This window comes from Microbacterium sp. EYE_78, assembly GCF_023149035.1.
Classification (GTDB): domain Bacteria; phylum Actinomycetota; class Actinomycetes; order Actinomycetales; family Microbacteriaceae; genus Microbacterium.
Window position 1 is genome coordinate 1,115,792 of the sequence record NZ_JAHXMY010000002.1, and the last position, 16,600, is coordinate 1,132,391.

General features: G+C 69.2%; 14 protein-coding genes. 5 read left to right on the plus strand and 9 right to left on the minus strand.

The window, feature by feature from the left end:
• Window positions 1-18: 18 nt before the first annotated feature.
• From KZX17_RS12550 to KZX17_RS12565, 4 genes are all read right to left on the minus strand, one after another.
• Window positions 19-999 carry a sugar-transfer associated ATP-grasp domain-containing protein gene (locus KZX17_RS12550; protein ID WP_248175571.1) on the minus strand — a complete coding sequence of 327 codons (981 nt, stop codon included), beginning with the start codon at window positions 997-999 and terminating at the stop codon, window positions 19-21.
• A 44-nt stretch (window positions 1,000-1,043) separates the two neighbouring features.
• Window positions 1,044-1,748: a coenzyme F420-0:L-glutamate ligase gene (locus KZX17_RS12555; RefSeq protein WP_248174171.1), complete on the minus strand. Its 705-nt coding sequence runs from the start codon at window positions 1,746-1,748 to the stop codon at window positions 1,044-1,046.
• Complete coding sequence (locus tag KZX17_RS12560; RefSeq protein ID WP_248174173.1) at window positions 1,745-3,061, minus strand: RNA polymerase sigma factor; 1,317 nt, start codon at window positions 3,059-3,061, stop codon at window positions 1,745-1,747. Before KZX17_RS12560 ends, KZX17_RS12555 begins: the two co-directional genes overlap by 4 nt.
• A gap of 201 nt (window positions 3,062-3,262) precedes the next feature.
• Window positions 3,263-4,192, minus strand: a complete 930-nt coding sequence (locus KZX17_RS12565; protein WP_248174175.1) for a proteasome assembly chaperone family protein — start codon at window positions 4,190-4,192, stop codon at window positions 3,263-3,265.
• An 84-nt stretch (window positions 4,193-4,276) separates the two neighbouring features.
• Here KZX17_RS12565 and KZX17_RS12570 point away from each other — a divergent pair, with 84 nt between their 5' ends.
• The 3 genes from KZX17_RS12570 (at window position 4,277) to sucB (ending at window position 8,913) form a co-directional block, all read left to right on the plus strand.
• Complete coding sequence (locus KZX17_RS12570) at window positions 4,277-5,749, plus strand: leucyl aminopeptidase (RefSeq protein ID WP_248174177.1); 1,473 nt, start codon at window positions 4,277-4,279, stop codon at window positions 5,747-5,749.
• Window positions 5,746-7,116 (plus strand): dihydrolipoyl dehydrogenase, encoded by a 1,371-nt coding sequence (lpdA, locus tag KZX17_RS12575; protein WP_248174179.1) that lies wholly within the window; start codon window positions 5,746-5,748, stop codon window positions 7,114-7,116. Before KZX17_RS12570 ends, lpdA begins: the two co-directional genes overlap by 4 nt.
• Window positions 7,117-7,179: 63 nt before the next feature.
• The gene (gene sucB, locus KZX17_RS12580; RefSeq protein ID WP_248174182.1) at window positions 7,180-8,913 is read left to right on the plus strand and encodes a 2-oxoglutarate dehydrogenase, E2 component, dihydrolipoamide succinyltransferase; all 1,734 of its coding nucleotides are present in this window, start codon (window positions 7,180-7,182) and stop codon (window positions 8,911-8,913) included.
• Window positions 8,914-8,985: 72 nt separating this feature from the next.
• Here the strand turns inward: sucB and KZX17_RS12585 are convergent, their stop codons facing one another.
• Both KZX17_RS12585 and KZX17_RS12590 read right to left on the minus strand, forming a co-directional pair.
• Window positions 8,986-11,136 (minus strand): acyltransferase family protein, encoded by a 2,151-nt coding sequence (locus KZX17_RS12585; RefSeq protein WP_248174184.1) that lies wholly within the window; start codon window positions 11,134-11,136, stop codon window positions 8,986-8,988.
• A gap of 53 nt (window positions 11,137-11,189) precedes the next feature.
• Complete coding sequence (locus KZX17_RS12590) at window positions 11,190-12,455, minus strand: hypothetical protein (protein ID WP_248174186.1); 1,266 nt, start codon at window positions 12,453-12,455, stop codon at window positions 11,190-11,192.
• A gap of 118 nt (window positions 12,456-12,573) precedes the next feature.
• Here KZX17_RS12590 and KZX17_RS12595 point away from each other — a divergent pair, with 118 nt between their 5' ends.
• Window positions 12,574-13,284 (plus strand): DUF4191 domain-containing protein, encoded by a 711-nt coding sequence (locus KZX17_RS12595; RefSeq protein ID WP_248174188.1) that lies wholly within the window; start codon window positions 12,574-12,576, stop codon window positions 13,282-13,284.
• A gap of 11 nt (window positions 13,285-13,295) precedes the next feature.
• Here KZX17_RS12595 and KZX17_RS12600 read toward each other — a convergent pair whose 3' ends face one another.
• Window positions 13,296-13,724 (minus strand): RDD family protein, encoded by a 429-nt coding sequence (locus tag KZX17_RS12600; RefSeq protein ID WP_248174190.1) that lies wholly within the window; start codon window positions 13,722-13,724, stop codon window positions 13,296-13,298.
• Window positions 13,725-13,854: 130 nt separating this feature from the next.
• On the opposite strand from KZX17_RS12600, the gene glnA reads away from it, so the two are divergent.
• Window positions 13,855-15,279, plus strand: a complete 1,425-nt coding sequence (gene glnA / locus KZX17_RS12605; RefSeq protein WP_248174191.1) for a type I glutamate--ammonia ligase — start codon at window positions 13,855-13,857, stop codon at window positions 15,277-15,279.
• A 60-nt stretch (window positions 15,280-15,339) separates the two neighbouring features.
• Here glnA and glsA read toward each other — a convergent pair whose 3' ends face one another.
• Both glsA and KZX17_RS12615 read right to left on the minus strand, forming a co-directional pair.
• Window positions 15,340-16,275: a glutaminase A gene (glsA, locus tag KZX17_RS12610; protein ID WP_248174194.1), complete on the minus strand. Its 936-nt coding sequence runs from the start codon at window positions 16,273-16,275 to the stop codon at window positions 15,340-15,342.
• A complete protein-coding gene (locus KZX17_RS12615; protein WP_248174195.1) occupies window positions 16,276-16,557 on the minus strand; it encodes a hypothetical protein in 282 nt (93 codons plus the stop codon). It abuts the gene before it with no gap.
• Window positions 16,558-16,600: the final 43 nt, after the last annotated feature.

The window sequence follows — 16,600 nt, forward strand, 5'->3', positions numbered from 1 at the left end:
CTCCGGTGTTCGAATCGGTCAGAATCGCATCGCGGCGCGATACCGGGGCAGCAGCCCTCGGCGGATGCCCGAGACCGACGGCTTGGACTGGAAGACGCCCGAGTTGTGGTTGCCCTCGATCACGACGGGACCGGTCGGCGTGATGGCGATGTCCCAGCCGATGTAGGGGAAAGCCGGCACGCGTCGCGCGAGACGATCGACGAGGCCGAGGACCTCGTCGTAGAGCGGCACCTGGAATCCCGTGATCGGGACGCCCGTGGCGGGATGGACCGCGAACGGATGCCCCTCCTCGTCGCTCGCGGCGTGGAGCGCACGCCCCTGCTCATCGAGCATCGTGTACATCCCGCCGTTGCTGAAGTTGTCGATGACGCCGCCGTTGCCGATCTTCAGCACACCGGCGAGCACGTGCACCTCACCGTCCGGATCGATGTACGACACCATGCGCAGCGAGTTGACGCTGCCCGGATACAGCGCCGCCATCTCGGGATGCTGGACGAGCACCTCCTCGACGAGCGTCTGCCCGTCGGCGAGCAGCCGCTCTCTGAACGCGGTCGGATCGGCGATCTCGACCGAGTCCACGAGGCTGATCCCGTTGCCGCCGACGCCACCCGGGTTCTTCGCGATGATGCGGGCGTGTCGACCGACGAAGTCGGCGAAGGTCGCGGCATCCGTCTTGTCGAGGTCGATCCACTCGCGGCCGAGCTCGCCGCCGAAACGGGTGGCGAACTGCAGCTTGTCGTCGAAGATCGCACGCTGCGCGTTGTCGTTGAGCCGTCGCGACAGGTGGAACGACTTGGGGTCGGTCATGTAGGTCTTGCGCTCGCGACCCTTCAGGATCCGGAAGTCCCACTCCGAGTAGTTCTCGAACGTCGTCTCGTAGCGGACCGAACACCAGATCATGTCCGCGACGACCCACCACAGCGGCGCCTTCGAGAGCGCTGACGACTGGCGTGCGAACTGGAGGACCCGGTCGCCGTCGAAGTTCACGATGCGTCGCACGAAGAATCGGGCGCGCCGGTAGAGCCTGTGCAGGGCACCCACGATCAGGCCCCGGTCGTGCGGATGATGCCGAGGGGCGTGGACTGGTGGCCCTGACCGAGCGGGTTGTCCGACAGGATGCGGACGAGCCGCTGCTCCCCCGCCTTGTCCAGCGTCGATCCGAGGATGTTGCCGCCGATGTCGTTGATGTCGACCACGGCGACCTCGTTGGAGCCGCCGAGTCGCGCCTTCAGTCGCGCTGCGACCGCGGACGGCTCCTTGGGACCGAGCACGACCGCCTTGTTGTAGGGCGGGATCGTGTGCGGCGTGGGTCCGTCGATGGACCGGGCCTTATCGCCGGCGATCCGATAGAAGTCGCCGCGCCGCCCGAAGAGCTTCGTGACGGCGGCGACGGCTGCCGCGAACACGATGCGGGGCGTCCCGCACTCGCGGAGCGCCATCTCCATCGTCTCCGGCATGCCGAGGCCGATGCCGTACTTCGTCTTCACGACGTAGCGCGAGAGGAAGCGGGCCAGCGGGCGCGGGTTGATGTCCTCGACCAGGTACGAGCGACCCTGCGTGATCGCGACGATCTTCTCCGTCACGAACAGCAGGTCGCCCGGCTGCAGCTCGGACGCCGCGTACTGCTCGACGATCGCGTCGATGTCCTCGCCGGGCATGACGACGTGGGTGCGGATCGGAATCCGGGCGTACGAGGCCCCGTCGACCGCCCGCGTGAGTTCCTTGCCCTCGTTCGCGGCGCCGCTCATTCGAGGTAGTCCCGCAGCGACTGCGAACGCGACGGGTGCCGCAGCTTCGCCATCGTCTTGGACTCGATCTGACGGATGCGCTCGCGGGTCACGCCGAAGGTGTCGCCGATCTGGTCGAGCGTCTTGGGCTGGCCGTCGCCGAGACCGAAGCGCATCCGGATGACGCCCGCCTCGCGCTCGCTCAGCGAGTCGAGGAGGGACTCCAGCTGGCGCTGCAGCATCGTGAAGCCGACGGCGTCCGCCGGGACCACGGCCTCGGTGTCCTCGATCAGGTCGCCGAACTCGCTGTCGCCGTCCTCGCCGAGCGGGGTGTGCAGCGAGATGGGCTCGCGCCCGTACTTCTGCACCTCGATGACCTTCTCGGGGGTCATGTCCAGCTCGCGGCTGAGCTCCTCGGGCGTGGGCTCGCGTCCCAGGTCCTGGAGCATCTGACGCTGCACGCGGGCGAGCTTGTTGATGACCTCGACCATGTGGACCGGGATGCGGATCGTCCGCGCCTGGTCGGCCATGGCGCGCGTGATGGCCTGACGGATCCACCAGGTCGCGTACGTCGAGAACTTGAAGCCCTTGGTGTAGTCGAACTTCTCGACCGCGCGGATGAGGCCGAGGTTGCCCTCCTGGATGAGGTCGAGGAACTGCATGCCGCGACCCGTGTAGCGCTTCGCGAGCGACACGACCAGGCGCAGGTTCGCGCCGAGCAGGTGGCTCTTCGCGCGCTGGCCGTCACGGGCCACCCACTGCAGGTCGAGCCCGAGCTGCGACGACTTCTCGGCAGCCGTCATGTGCGACAGCTTCTCCTCGGCGAACAGGCCCGCCTCGATGCGCATCGCGAGCTCGACCTCTTCCGCGGCGTTCAGCAGCGGGACCTTGCCGATCTGCTTCAGGTAGTCCTTGACCGGGTCGGCGGTCGCGCCGGTGATCTGCGTCGAGTAGACGGGGACCTCGTCGTCATCGGAGGACGTGATGACGATCGCGCCGGTGGGCAGCGGCTCGGATGCGACGGGCTTCGCCGTCCCCTCTTCGTCGTCGCCGTCGCCGGCTTCGCCGTCCTTCTTCGCCTCGTCGGCGACGTCGTCCGCATCGTCGGATGCGTCGATGTCGACCTCGACCTCGTCGACCTCGACGTCGTCCTCCTCGTCCTCGTCGGACTTCTTGGAGGCGCGCGCCTTGGCCGGCGACGCCTTCGTCGTCGACTTCTTCGCGGCGGTCTTGCGGGCAGGGGCCTTCTTTGCGGCGGTCGCCGTGGCCGGGGCTTCCGCCTCTTCGACCTCTTCGGCCGGTCGTGTACGGGTGGTCCTCGTGCTCGAAGTCACGTCTCGCCTTTCACCGACGGCCCTCCGCCGGGTTTCGGACACTAGTAAGACCCTTGTCAAGTCCGAACAGCGCGAAACACCTGCACTCGATCAGCCCTGGCAACGGGTCGTTTCGTCCATTCTCTCATACGTCTCGGATGCATGAAGGACGTACCCGTGTCAACACCGAATCGGGTGAGCGCATTCCCTGTCGGCGACGGGTCAGCCGAGCCCCGGACGCCGGTCCTCGTCGCCCGAAGGCCGGTTGGCCAGGAAGCGCTCGAGTTCGGCCGCCAGCTCATCCGCGGAGGGCAGGTCGCCGGTGTGGATGATCGGCTGCGCCTGCGTCGATCCCGCCATGTAGGCGTCGTACCGGTTCTCGAGGTTGTGCAGCATCGTCGTGAGCTCGTCGCTCCCCGAGACCTGGTCGTCGACCTTCTCGAGGTATTCGCGGTTCTCCTCGCGGAGCGTGTCGCTGTCGAACACGAGCCCCGTCGCGATCGAGATGCTGTCCAGCGCCGCGATGGCCGCGGCCGGGAAATCGGTCTCGGCGAGGTAGTGCGGGATCAGCAGCGCGAAGCCGGCGACCGACATCCCCGCATCCGCCAGTCGGTACTCCAACAGGTGACCCGCGGTCGAGGGCACCTGCGTGTGAGGCTTCCACACCGAGTGCGCCTCGGTGAGGTCGGAGCGGGTGCCGCTCACGGTCGTGCCGAGGGGACGCGTGTGCGGGACCGGCATCGGGATTGCGTGGACCCACGTGATGGAACGGACCTCGAGGCCCTCGGCGAGGCCCACCACGGTGTCGGTGAACGCATCCCAGGAGAAGTCGGGCTCGTACCCGGAGAGGAGCACGAAGGGCTGGCCGAGCGAATCGCGCACGAGCGAGAGGTCGAGCCGCGGCGGCTGGTAATCCACGAGGTGGTCACCGTCGAACGTGATGAGCGGCCGTCGCGCGCGGTAGTCGAAGAGGACGTCGGCGTTGAAGGCGACGACCGGGTTCGGCTCGTGTTCGGTGCGGATGTGGTCCACCAGGCGCGACACCGCGGAACCGGCGTCGGTGAAACCGGTCAGCGCGACGACCATGGGCAGACCCGCCGGGACGGCGGGTGCAGTGGTGATGCGCTCGTAGAGGGGGCCAGACAGGGGCATGCCTCCACTGTACGAGGCCCGTCGGAGGGCTCGGCTCGGCCACGTCCCGCTCTCAGCGAACGCCCGCTCCATAGGATGGAGTCCATGCCGTACCCCGAGCTGACCGTGTCCACCACCCCTGTTCACGACGGCGAGGCAGACGCCGTCATCCTGGCGCTGCCCCCCTTGGACGATGCCGGCGACGCGCTCGCGTCCTGGCCCGGCGTCGACGCCGTCCTCCGAGGACTCGACTTCACCGGAGCGAAGGGCACCAGCGTGCGCGTCTTCGCGCCGGAGGCCCGCGACGGCGCCCTGTTCGTCGTCGGCACGGGCCCGTCGCCGACGCCCGACACCGTCCGGGATGCCGTGGGCGCCGCGGTGCGGACCACCACCGGGTACGAGCACCTCGCCGTCGCGATCCCCGGCGCGGAGGACCACTGGCGTGCCGCAGCGGAAGGAGCGGTGCTCGGCGGCTATCGCTTCGCGGGATACAAGAAGACGGATGCCGGCAAATCCCGCGCCTCGCGCGTGACCCTGCACCTGTCGTCGGCGCCGGACGATGCGGATCTGCGCGCCGTCGGCGCCATCGGCTCCGCTGTCGCGCTCGTGAAGGATCTCGTGCACATCCCGGCCGAATGGCTCGGCCCCGCCGACCTCGCCGAGAGGGCCATCGAGGCGGTCGCGGGCCTGCCGGTGGACGTCGAGGTGCTCGACGAGTCCGACCTCGCAGCGCAGGGGTACGGGGGCATCCTGGGGGTCGGCAAGGGCTCGGACAGGCCGCCACGCCTCGTGCACCTGACCTACGCACCCGAGGGCTCCGCGCGACACGTGGCGATCGTCGGAAAGGGCATCACATTCGACACCGGCGGGCTGTCGCTGAAGCCACCGGCATCCATGGTCGGCATGAAGTTCGACATGGCGGGAGCGGCGACCGCCCTCGCCGTCGTGCGCGCCGCCGCGCAGCTCGAGCTCCCCATCGCCGTGAGCGCCTGGCTCTGCATCGCCGACAACATGCCGTCCGGACGCGCGACCCGCCCGGGCGACGTCCTGCGGATGCTGGACGGCACCTCGGTCGAGGTCCTCAACACGGATGCCGAAGGTCGCCTCGTCATGGCCGACGGACTGGTCGCGGCGAGCCGCACATCGCCCGACCTGATCGTCGACGTCGCGACGCTGACGGGTGCCGTCATCGTCGCGCTCGGCAACCGCCATACCGGCGTGATGGGCGACGACGACGCGGTGGCCGAGTACCTCGCTGCGTCCTCCTCGACCGGAGAGCTCGCCTGGCAGCTCCCCCTTCCCGCCCACATGGAGGACGAACTCGACTCGCCGATCGCCGATCTGCGCAACGCGAAGGTCGGCGACCCCGCCGGCGGGACGATGTTCGCCGGGCTCTTCCTGCAGCGCTTCGTCGGCCGAACCGGCGACGACGCGGACTCCCCCCGCATCCCCTGGATCCACCTCGACATCGCCGGAAGCGGCGAGAACAAGTCGGCGCCGTTCGGGCCGACCGACAAGGGGCCCACGGCGGCGGCGGTCCGGCCGCTGATCGCCCTCCTGCAGGAGCAGGCGCGATGACCGCGTTCTCGTTCGACGTCGTCGTCCTGGGCGGCGGGAGCGGCGGATATGCGGCAGCGCTGCGCGCAGCCGAGCTCGGCAAGAGCGTCGCCGTCATCGAGAAGGACAAGCTCGGAGGCACCTGTCTGCACCGCGGGTGCGTGCCGACCAAGGCACTGCTGCACACCGCGGAGATCGCCGACCACGTCAGGCAGGCCGCCGAGGTCGGCGTGGACGCGACGCTCTCGGGGATCGATCCAGCGCGGATGACCGCCTACCGCGAGGGCATCGTGGCGAAGAAGTACCGGGGCCTGCAGAGCCTCGTCGCCGGGCGAGGGATCACCGTCGTCGCGGGTGCAGGCACCCTGACTGCTGACCACGCGGTCGCGGTCGGCGACGACGTCTACACGGGCGCCGACGTCGTGCTGGCGACGGGGTCGTACACGCGCACGCTGCCCGGCATCGAGATCGGCGGGCGGGTGCTCACGAGCGAGACCGCACTCACGCTCGACGAGGTACCCGGACGAGTCGTCGTGCTCGGCGGCGGCGTGATCGGCGTCGAGTTCGCGAGCGCCTGGCGTTCCCTCGGCGCCGAGGTCCTGATCGTCGAAGCCCTCGATCACCTCCTCCCGGCCGAGGACGCGACCTCGCGCAAGGCACTGGAGCGCGCCTACCGCAAGCGCGGCATCGACACGGCACTCAGCACCCGCTGCGAGGGCGTCACGTCGACGGATGCCGGGGTGAGCGTCGCGCTCTCGAACGGGACCGTCGTCGAGGCGGACTACGTCCTGGTCGCCGTGGGCAGAGGCCCCGTCACCGACGGCCTCGGCTTCGCGGAGGCGGGCGTCGCCATGGACCGCGGGTTCGTCACCGTCGACGAACGCCTGCAGAGCAGCGTCCCGCACGTGTGGGCCGTCGGGGACATCGTCCCGGGACTGCAGCTCGCGCACCGCTCGTTCCAGCAGGGCATCTTCGTCGCCGAGCAGATCGCGGGCATGTCCCCCGTCCCCGTACCGGAGTCGGGGATCCCGCGGGTGGCCTATTCACACCCCGAGGTCGCCTCGGTGGGGCTCACGGAGGATCAGGCGCGAGCGATCCACGGTGACGCGGTCGCCGCCTACGAGTACAACCTCGCGGGCAACGCGAAGAGCGAGATCCTCGGCACGGCCGGCGTCGCGAAGGTCGTCAGGATCGCGGACGGGCCGGTCGTCGGCGTCCACCTCGTCGGAGACCGCGTGGGCGAGCTCATCACCGAGGCGCAGCTCGTCATCGGGTGGGAGGCGCATCCGGAGGACATCGCTCCCCTGGTGCACGCGCACCCCACGCAGAGCGAAGCGCTCGGCGAGGCGTTCCTCGCCCTTGCGGGCAAGCCCCTCCATACCATCTGACCCCGTCGCACGGGCGACACTAAGCTAGACACGACATCGAACTTTCTTGAAGGAGACATCCCCATGAGCACATCCGTGGTCCTCCCTGCGCTCGGCGAGAGCGTGACCGAGGGAACGGTCACCCGCTGGCTCAAGAAGGTCGGTGATTCGATCCAGGCCGACGAGGGTCTGCTCGAGATCTCGACCGACAAGGTCGACACGGAGATCCCGTCGCCCGTGAGCGGCGTGATCGAGGAGATCCTCGTGGAGGAGGACGAGACCGTCGAGGTCGGCGCCGTCCTCGCCAAGATCGGGGACGGCTCGTCCGCTCCGGCGGAGGCACCGGCGGAAGAGTCCGCGTCGGCTGAGCAGTCCGCTCCCGCCGAGGAGTCCGCTCCCGAGCCCGCTCAGGCCGAGGCGCCGGCGGAGGAGTCGGCTCCGGCCGCATCCGCGCCTGCAGCGTCCGGCGACGCGAAAGACGTCGTCCTCCCCGAGCTCGGCGAGAGCGTGACAGAGGGCACCGTCACCCGGTGGCTGAAGGCCGTCGGCGACGACGTCGCGGTCGACGAGCCGCTGCTCGAGATCTCCACGGACAAGGTCGACACCGAGATCCCCTCGCCGGTGGCCGGCACGCTGACAGAGATCCTCGTCCAGGAGGACGAGACCGTCGAGGTCGGCGCTGTGCTCGCCCGCGTCGGTTCCGGTGCGCCCGCGCAGGACGCGCCGGCAGCGCCTGCTCCCGCTGCGGAGAAGGCACCTGAGCCTGCCCAGGAGCAGGCCCCCGAGCCCGCCGCGGAGAAGCCCGCCGAGGCGGCCCCGGCCGAGTCGAAGCCTGCCGCCTCCCCCGCCCCGGCGGCGGAGGAGAAGTCCGCCCCCGCTCCGGCACCGCAGGACGGTGCGGCGGAGGACGGCGTGACCTACGTCACTCCCCTGGTCCGCAAGCTCGCGCAGCAGCACGGTGTCGACCTCGCCTCCGTCACCGGCAGCGGTGTCGGCGGCCGCATCCGCAAGGAGGACGTGCTGAAGGCGGCGGAGGGTGCGAAGTCTGCACCCGCCGCCGAGGCGCCCGCCGCCGCTGCACCGGCACCCGTCGAGGCCTCTCCGCTGCGCGGCACGACCCAGGCGATGTCGCGCCTGCGCAAGGTCCTGGCGAGCCGCGCCGTCGAGTCGATGCAGCAGACGGCGCAGCTCACCACCGTCGTCGAGGTGGACGTCACGAAGCTCGCGAACTACCGCGACAGCGTCAAGGTGTCCTTCCAGGAGAAGACCGGCGACAAGCTGTCGTTCCTGCCCTTCTTCGCCCTCGCCGCGGCCGAAGCGCTGAAGGCCTTCCCGATCATCAACGCGACGGTGGACGGCGACCAGATCGTCTACCCCGCGAGCGAGAACCTCTCGATCGCGGTCGACACCGAGCGCGGCCTGCTGACACCGGTGCTCCGCGATGCGGGCGACAAGAACATCGCCCAGATCGCTCACGAGATCGCCGACCTCGCCGACCGCACGCGCAACAACAAGCTGAAGCCCGACGAGCTCGCCGGCGGCACCTTCACCCTCACCAACACCGGGTCTCGCGGTGCACTGTTCGACACGCCGGTCGTGTTCCTGCCGCAGTCGGCGATCCTCGGCACCGGCGTCGTCGTCAAGCGCCCCGGACTGGTCTCGGTTGACGGCAAGGATGCCATCGGCATCCGCTCCTACGTCTACCTGGCGCTGTCCTACGACCACCGCGTCATCGACGGTGCGGACGCCGCGCGCTTCCTGAGCGCCGTGAAGACGCGTCTCGAGGCTGCGCAGTTCGAGGGTCAGCTCGGCGCCTGATCACCTGACGACGAAAGGGCCGGTCCGCACCTGCGGACCGGCCCTTTCGTCGTCGGAGCCTTCAGAAGAGGATCAGCCGGAGGCGGCAGCCGTGTCCATGGCATCCTGCAGCTGCGGGATCATCGTCCGGGCGAACGTGTCTGTGAGGTGGTGGTCGTCGGAGTAGACGATGACGTTGCCGAGGACGCCTTTGCATCTGGATTCGGTGCAGAAGGTGTCCGTGAAGTCCGCCAGGGTGACCTCCGGCGCGAGCCGCGCCGCCTCGGCGGTGATCTCCACGCCTTTGAGCCCGTTCTCGCGGCTCACCGAGCACCGCTCCGGCTTGTCGTAATCCGTTGCGACGCAGTTGGGGATGTTCCGCTGCATCCGCGGCACGTCACGCAGCACCAGCACTTGGATCCCGGCCTCCTCCAGTCGATTCCAGTAGGTCGCAAGACCCACAGCGCCGTTCTGGTCATCGCTCCCGTCATCCACGAATGTCGACGCGGCCGACCAGGTCGTGATGACGAGGTCGGGCCGGTCCGCCAGGATCTGATCCATCACGTCGGCGTTCGGCGCCGTGCAGACCGTCTGGTTCGCCGCCTCCTCCACCCGTGGTGTGGGGCTGAACGGGCAGGCGTTGTGCAGGTACGTGCGCAGGCCCCACCCTCCCTCCTCGGCCATGTCGGCCAGCACCGTCGAGTACATGCGAGCGTGCGAATCACCCACGAGCGTCACGGACATCTCCGCCTCGGCGGGACCTGCCGTGCAGGAGACGGTGTCGGGGTCGCGCTGCTTCGACACACACTCGGCGTCGCTGAACGCGATGTTCCGGTCCTTCCCGGCGTCGAGGGGGCTGGGCGTCAACGCAACGAGACCGTCCTCGAACGCGGGCAGGGCGGGATCGGATGCGGCTGCCGCGCCCAGCCGTTCGACGCCCTGGGCCTGCTGAGCGAGCGCACGCCACTGCCCCGCCGTCGCAGCCGTCGCCACGGGATAGGCGAAGGTGAGCGCGGCCACGAGAAGCATGCTGACCCCGGCGCCGAGGAGGGATCGCTTCGTGGACGTCGCGAAGTACTGAGCTCGGCGGACCGGTTGCTCGATCCACTGGTAGCTGAAGTGCGCGAGCACGAATGAGACGACCGTCATGCCGACGAGATCGACGTAGCCGATGCTGCGCTGCGAGGCGATGGGCCACAGGACGATGACCGGGAAGTGCCAGAGGTACAGCGAGTAGGAGCGATCGCCGATCCACTGCGTCACACGCAGTCGCGAGGCCCAGAGCCAGGGGTCCCACCGCGGCAGCGTCACCGGACCCTCGTCCTCACCTCGCGTCCCGGCCAGGATGACCGCCATGGTGCCGAGGATGACCGGGAGCGCGGCCGCTCCCGGGAACGGCGTCTCGTTGGTCAAGACGAGAGCGGACAGTCCGATAGCGGCCAGCCCGCCATAGGCGAGGATGTGGCGCCACAGGTGGGACACCCGCCGCAGTGAGATCACTGCGAGGAGTCCGCCCGCGCCGAGCTCCCACACCCGGGTGGTGGTCACGAAGTACGCGTCAGCCCTGCCGTCCAGCACCATGACGAGGGAGTAGACGAATGAGCCGGCGACGACGACGCCGAACATGAGGAGCAGATTGCGGCGGAGCGCGAACTCACCCCCGCGCCCGGCGTCGGACACCCGCGATCGACGAGCCACGACCCAGAGCGCGAGCACGACGATGAGCGGCCAGAACAGATAGAACTGCTCCTCGACCGAGAGCGACCAGAAGTGCTGGAATGCGGTCGCGTCGTTCTCCGCCGCCGAGTAATCGACGGAGTCGCTCGCCAGCACCCAGTTCTGCACGTAGAAGATCGACGCGAGCGCCTGCGTCTGCAGGTTCGCCAACGCAGTGACCGGGACGACGAGCAGGGAGACCAGGACCGTGGCCGCGATCGCGACGAGGCTCGCGGGGAGGATGCGCCGCGCGCGAGCTGCCCAGAACGCGCCGAGTCGGACGCGTCCCGAACGCGTTGCCTCGCGGAGCAGGTGACTCGTGATCAAGAAGCCGGAGATCACGAAGAAGACGTCGACACCGATGTAGCCACCTGTCAGCCGCTCGGGCCGGAGGTGGTAGACGACGACGAGCAGGACGGCGATCGCGCGGAGGGCCTGGATGTCGCTCCGGAACAGGCTCGGGACGTGCCGTCCGCGCGTACGACGGCCGTCGGTGACGATCGGCAGCTCGCTCGTTCGGGTGTTCACGGGCGTCGATTCTATTCGGCCTGCCCTGGCAGTCCGCTCTCACCGGCTGCGTGTCAGGGTTCCTGCGCGACGTCGTAGACGTCCCTGATGAGCCACCGCTCGTCGGATTCGACGACGACCACGACCTGCGTCCGCTCCGCGCCCGAGACCCGAACGGCGGCGACACCGCCGTACTCATCGACGATCTCGAGGCGATAGGCGCCCGCAGCCGCCTCCACTGGTCGCCACGCGCCGGCGTCCTCCCACACGGCGTCGCAACGGTCCTCGCAGGTCGCCCCATCGTCCAACAGCGCGCGGGTCGCGGCGATGAGCTCCGGTGGTCCGACGTCCGCGGACGCTGCCGGCGTCACGCTCGACTCCGAGGTGCCGGTTCCGTCCGACTCGACGCGCTTCCCTGCGTCGGAGGCGGAGGCGGTGCGCGTGTCGGATGCCTCTGCCGGCGCCTCTCCGTCCGTCGGCCAGGACAGCCCCACGGCCATGACGGCGACCGCGGCAGCGGCCGCCGGGATCCACAGACGTCTCCGGCTTCGAGCGGTCGCCGCAGGTCGAGGGCTCGCCGAACGTCCTCTTCGTCCGCGCCGCCGGACTGGGACGACAGTCGCGCGGAGACGCCGCGCGAGTTCCCGATCGACGAATCGAGCGACGACCTCGTGCAGCAGTCGCCCCCGAGCTCCCCCGACGTCGCGCGGAGGCGAGGGTCGACGCCCAGCGACCGATGCGACCTCCGCCGACACCGCCGCCGTGGGGAGCGGCTCCGCCGCGGCGACGCCGAACAGCTCGCCCTCGATGTCCGCCGATTCTCGAACGAGGAGGCGCGGATCCGAGATCGTCGCGGCGGTCCGGTGCAGGATGTCGGCGAGCTGCGGCCCGGTGTGGTCTGCGACTTCGTGGATCATCGCGACCGTCTCGTCCCGCCACGGCGTCGACCCCGTCAGGGCGAGCACGGGCCGCCCGTCCGACGTGACCCACCACGACCCGATCGGCGCATCGAGTCGGTCCGCCTCGAGCGCCCCCCGGAGCGCGCTGACGGCGAAGGTGACGGCCGCGCCGTCGGACAGCTCCTCCGGGCCGAGGATCGCCTCGACCCGCACCGGGCAGTGCGGCAGGAGCACCTGCAGCCCGTCCTCCCCCTGCGCGAGGTCGAGCGGACGCAGGACGTGCTCCGCATCCGCCGCTCGCCACGCGGGCGACGACTCGAACGCCGCGGCATCCACCCACACCGTCGGGACCTCGCCTCCGCGGAGGGTCCCCGGAAACGGCGCATCTCCGGGACCGAGCTCGCGGAGGGCGGGAGGACGGTCGACGGCGATGGGCTCCATGTCCATCACCCTCCCTCGAGGGCGACCCGAAATGCGCACCGGGGAGCACGCGGTGGACGAGCGCTGCGAGCGCGCCGGTGGGGAGAAGTCGAGGCGCCGCGAAGGTAGGCTGAGCACCATGGCATCCCGCAGTACCGCGCCCGAGAAGCGTCCCGGCTTCTTCTCGCAGATCCGCTCGCTCTACACCTTCACGCACAGCGAGTTCCGCTGGCTCCCGTGGGCGCTGGCGGGCGCGCTCGTCCTGGGCATCGCCATCGGCGTGGGCATCGGGTTCCTCATCCCGCCCCTCCAGCTCTGGAGCATCATCCTCTGGGGGGTGAGCGGCATCCTCCTCGGCATCCTGTTCGCGATGATCCTGCTCACCCGCCTGTCGACCCGCGTCATGTACAAGAAGCTCGACGGCATGCCGGGGGCCACCGGCCACGTGCTCTCCACGGGCCTCGGCCGCCGCTGGGTCACGTCCGACATGCCGGTAGGCGTCAACCCGCGCACCCAGGACGCCGTCTACCGCGCCGTCGGTCGCGGCGGCGTCGTCATCATCGGCGAGGGCGCGCGCGGACGGCTCACCCGCCTCGTCAGCGACGAGCGCAAGAAGGTCTCCCGCGTGGCGTCCGGCGTCAACGTCGAGGTCATCTACGTGGGCCACGAAGAGGGCGCCGTCCCGATCTCACAGCTCGCCAAGACGATCAAGGCGCTCCCGAAGACCGTCGACCGGGCGACGCTCGCGGCCGTCGTCAAGCGCATCGACTCGGTGTCGCAGTCGGTCACCTCGCTGCCGATCCCGAAGGGCGTCGACCCGATGCGCGCTCGGGCGCAGCGGCCCCGCTGATCCGGCTCGGCTCAGCTGCGGACGAGGATCAGTCCCGACACCTTGTCGTGCAACCCCCGCTGGTCGGCATCCCAGATGACGGCCGGCAGGACGACGACGAGCAGCGCCGTGCGGACGACGGGTCGCCACAGCCCTGCCCAGCCGCCGGTCACACGCTCGACGCGCATGCCGACGATGCGGTGCCCCGGGCTGCCGCCCAGGGTGGGGATGAACAGGATCTGCAGCGCCGCGAAGACGATCATCGGTGAGAAGAGCGTCCAGCCGGCCTGCTCGGGCAGCGCGAACTGGTCGTATCCGAGGAACGCGGTCGCGAGGATGGTGGCAGCGGCATAGTCGATGAAGAGGGCACCGATGCGGCGGCCGGGACGGCCGATGCTGCCCCTGCCGGAGACGGGACGGCCGAGCCGCTCGCCGGGGTAGTCGGAAGCGGTAGCGGACACCAGACCAGCCTAATCGGCGCCGCGTAACATCCTCGAAACACAGGGGATACTGGCGAGCAACCGGCTCCGGATAGGTTCGAGGGGCGCCTGATCCGACAGGCGTCGACAACGCACCGATCTTGGAGACTCCATGTTCAAAGATTCTTCCGAGGTGCTCGCGTTCATCAAGGACGAGGACGTCAAGTTCCTCGACATCCGTTTCACGGACCTCCCTGGTGTGCAGCAGCACTTCAACATCCCGGCCTCGACCGTCGACGAGGAGTTCTTCACGGTCGGCCAGCTCTTCGACGGCTCGTCGATCCGCGGCTTCGCGAACATCCACGAGTCGGACATGCAGTTGATCCCGGATGTCACGACGGCCTACCTGGACCAGTTCCGCGAGGCGAAGACGCTCGTCATGATCTTCGACATCTACAACCCGCGCACCGGCGAGATCTACCACAAGGACCCGCGCCAGGTCGCCAAGAAGGCGGAGAAGTACCTCGCCTCGACCGGCATCGCCGACACCGCGTTCTTCGCCCCTGAGGCGGAGTTCTACATCTTCGACGACGTGCGCTACGAGGTGAAGCAGAACTCGAGCTTCTACTCCGTCGATTCCGAGGAAGGCGCCTGGAACACCGGCCGCGTCGAAGAGGGCGGAAACCTCGCCAACAAGACCCCGTACAAGGGTGGCTACTTCCCCGTCAGCCCGGTCGACAAGACGGCTGACCTGCGCGACGACATCACCCTCAAGCTGATCGAGTCCGGCTTCGTGCTCGAGCGCTCGCACCACGAGGTGGGCACCGGCGGCCAGCAGGAGATCAACTACCGCTTCGACACCATGGTGCACTCGGCGGACGACATCCTGAAGTTCAAGTACATCGTCAAGAACACGGCTGAGGAGTGGGGCAAGGTCGCGACCTTCATGCCGAAGCCCCTCTTCGGCGACAATGGTTCCGGCATGCACACGCACCAGTCGCTGTGGCTGGAGGGCAAGCCCCTCTTCTACGACGAGAAGGGCTACGGCGGGCTTTCGGACACTGCCCGCTGGTACATCGGCGGCCTGCTCGCGCACGCCCCCGCGGTGCTCGCCTTCACCAACCCGACGATCAACTCGTACAAGCGCCTGGTCAAGGGCTACGAGGCCCCCGTCAACCTGGTGTACTCCGCCGGCAACCGTTCGGCTGCGATCCGCATCCCGATCACCGGCTCGAACCCGAAGGCCAAGCGCATCGAGTTCCGCGCTCCGGATGCCTCCGGAAACCCGTACCTCGCCTTCGCGGCGCAGATGATGGCCGGCCTCGACGGCATCATCAACCGCATCGAGCCGCACGAGCCGGTCGACAAGGACCTGTACGAGCTGCCGCCCGAGGAAGCGAAGAACATCCCGCAGGTCCCCAACTCGCTCCTCGACTCGCTCGAGGCGCTGCGTGCCGACCACGAATTCCTCACCCGCGGCAACGTGTTCACGCCTGAGCTCATCGAGACGTGGATCGAGTACAAGATCGAGAACGAGATCAAGCCGATCGCGGCCCGTCCGCACCCGTTCGAGTACGAGCTGTACTTCGGGGTCTGATCTCCCCGTACCGCGAAGGCCCGCCGGCGACCTGCCGGCGGGCCTTCCGCGTTGCCCGCGTCAGCAGCGCCCGAACGCGTGCAGCCCGAGTTCGGCGCTCAGGATGTCGGCGACGACGTGTCCGCGGACACTCGTGCCCTGCTCGTCGAGCGGCGGACTGATCACACCTGCACCCAGAACGCCGGGCGATGAGAGCACCAGCGCACCGGAGACGCTCGACTTGGCGGGGATGCCGACGCTCCGCATCCATCTGCCGGAACCGTCGTACACGCCGCACGTCGCCATCACCGACACCACGTCTCGCGCGATGCGAGGCGAGACCACCTGTTCGCCCGTGACCGGATTCGCCCCGTTGTTCGCGAGCGTCGCGCCCATGACTGCGAGGCCGCCGACATCGACCATCACCGCGCAGGCGGCGGCGTAGACGGCGACCGCGTCGTCGGCTGTCTCGGCGAGCGTGCCTTCGGAGCGCATCAGATGCGCCAGCGCGTGATTGCGATCGCCGCGCAGGTGCTCGTCCTCGGCGATCTCCTCGTCGACGGCGAGTTGACGCCCGGCGAATGATGACAACCCCTGCAGGATCCGACCCCGCCGTTCGTCGACCGAGTCGCCGTCGACCAGCGACGCGGTCAGGATCGCCCCCGCGTTCACCATCGGATTCGGTGGTCGCCCGGTTCCACTCTCGAGCTTCACGGCGTCGAAGGCCTCACCGGTCGGCTCGATCCCCACCCGGTCGAGCGCTTCGCCGTGCGTGTCGGCGAGGGCGAGCGCGAAGAGAAACGGCTTGACCGCCGATTGGAGACTGAAGGCGACGTCAGCATCACCCGTCGACCGCAGGGCGCCGTCGATCCCGACGAGTGCGATGCCGAGCATGCCCGGGTCCGCCGCTGCGAGGGCCGGGATGCTGCTATTCACCGCTCCCCCGTCATGCTCCCCCGCTCGCGCGGCGATCGCTCGGAGATCGAGGGAGGCGAGGTCGGGACGGACGCCCGCCATTCAGAAGCCCGGCAGGTTGATGTCCTTCGGGTCGACCTCGACGTCACCGACGTCGTCCGGTCCTCCAGTGCCGGGCGCGACCTGCACCTGGTCCTCATCCACGTCGCCGCGCACCTCGTCGGAGACGTGCTCGTCCTGCTTCTGCTGCGTCTCGGTCTCGCTCCCGGGACTGTAGGCCGTGTCCTGATCGACCTGGTCGGTCTGGGAGTGCGGCGTGTCCGTCGCTGGGGTGGGCTCGCCGGTCCGGGTCTCGTCCGCCGGGGTCTGGTGATCGCTCGTCATGCTCGGACGCTACGCCGACGTCGCCGGACCATCGGCCCCCTTG

Excerpts from the sequence above, each read along its gene's own strand:
- KZX17_RS12555 (WP_248174171.1), bottom strand. The coding sequence starts at position 1,748 with ATGAGCGGCGCCGCGAACGAGGGCAAGGAACTCACGCGGGCGGTCGAC.
- KZX17_RS12565 (WP_248174175.1), bottom strand. The coding sequence starts at position 4,192 with ATGCCCCTGTCTGGCCCCCTCTACGAGCGCATCACCACTGCACCCGCC.
- KZX17_RS12570 (WP_248174177.1), top strand. The coding sequence starts at position 4,277 with ATGCCGTACCCCGAGCTGACCGTGTCCACCACCCCTGTTCACGACGGC.
- lpdA (WP_248174179.1), top strand. The coding sequence starts at position 5,746 with ATGACCGCGTTCTCGTTCGACGTCGTCGTCCTGGGCGGCGGGAGCGGC.
- sucB (WP_248174182.1), top strand. The coding sequence starts at position 7,180 with ATGAGCACATCCGTGGTCCTCCCTGCGCTCGGCGAGAGCGTGACCGAG.
- KZX17_RS12590 (WP_248174186.1), bottom strand. The coding sequence starts at position 12,455 with ATGGAGCCCATCGCCGTCGACCGTCCTCCCGCCCTCCGCGAGCTCGGT.
- KZX17_RS12595 (WP_248174188.1), top strand. The coding sequence starts at position 12,574 with ATGGCATCCCGCAGTACCGCGCCCGAGAAGCGTCCCGGCTTCTTCTCG.
- glnA (WP_248174191.1), top strand. The coding sequence starts at position 13,855 with ATGTTCAAAGATTCTTCCGAGGTGCTCGCGTTCATCAAGGACGAGGAC.
- glsA (WP_248174194.1), bottom strand. The coding sequence starts at position 16,275 with ATGGCGGGCGTCCGTCCCGACCTCGCCTCCCTCGATCTCCGAGCGATC.
- KZX17_RS12615 (WP_248174195.1), bottom strand. The coding sequence starts at position 16,557 with ATGACGAGCGATCACCAGACCCCGGCGGACGAGACCCGGACCGGCGAG.